This window comes from Aquiflexum sp. TKW24L (assembly GCF_023502205.1).
Lineage (GTDB): Bacteria > Bacteroidota > Bacteroidia > Cytophagales > Cyclobacteriaceae > Cognataquiflexum.
Genome location: NZ_JAMFLG010000093.1, coordinates 1 through 721, shown reverse-complemented (window position 1 = coordinate 721; position 721 = coordinate 1). Strand labels below are relative to the sequence as shown.

The 721-nt window shown below is 34.0% G+C and carries 1 protein-coding gene; it reads right to left on the bottom strand.

Annotated elements, in window-relative coordinates:
* Positions 1–100: 100 nt before the first annotated feature.
* Positions 101–553 (bottom strand): IS200/IS605 family transposase, encoded by a 453-nt coding sequence (tnpA, locus tag M3O96_RS21905; protein WP_249725476.1) that lies wholly within the window; start codon positions 551–553, stop codon positions 101–103.
* Positions 554–721: the final 168 nt, after the last annotated feature.

Genomic DNA, 721 nt, shown 5'->3' with positions numbered 1-721 from the left:
AGATATCTCAGGGATGGGTGCAGCCCATCCATAGAAAAATCGAATGAGAATGGAAAGCCCTGAAAGGGCGAAATAAAAATCTAATCAATTTTGAAACGAATCAATCCCACACAAACCTCTCATCGAATTCAACTTTGTATTTTTTCAAAAATGACCTGTATTCATCTTGAAACGTTTTTTTGCGATGATGTGCATGTTGGTTATTAATATATTCTATTACAACATCAACCTGACTCGGATTAACTGAAAAAGTACCATATCCATCTTGCCAATAAAAGTCTTTTAAAGAATCATCTAAAGATTTCATCCACTTCGAAGAGCTTGATTTTATATCTTCCAACAAACTGACTAAGGCAACCTTTTTTGAAAGTAAACAAAGGATATGAATATGATCAACATATCCACCAATGATAATGGGAGTACATTCATGCTTATTACATATTCCTCCAAGGTAGCTATGCAATTGTTTTTCAAAAGGATCAATAATGAATGGATATCGTCCTTTTGTACTAAAAATAATGTGGATATAATTTTTTACCAGAGATTGTCCCATAAATCCTATTTCGCCCTTTCAGGGCTGTCGGTTAATTTGATCAAATTTGTTGCGATGGGCTGCACCCATCGCTAGGTTATTTTGCCCTTTCAGGGCTGTGACGCTTATTTCTTTGCCAATAAAGTAGAGATTTAAAAATAACTAAGTTTACTTAGGTAATAAAAGATA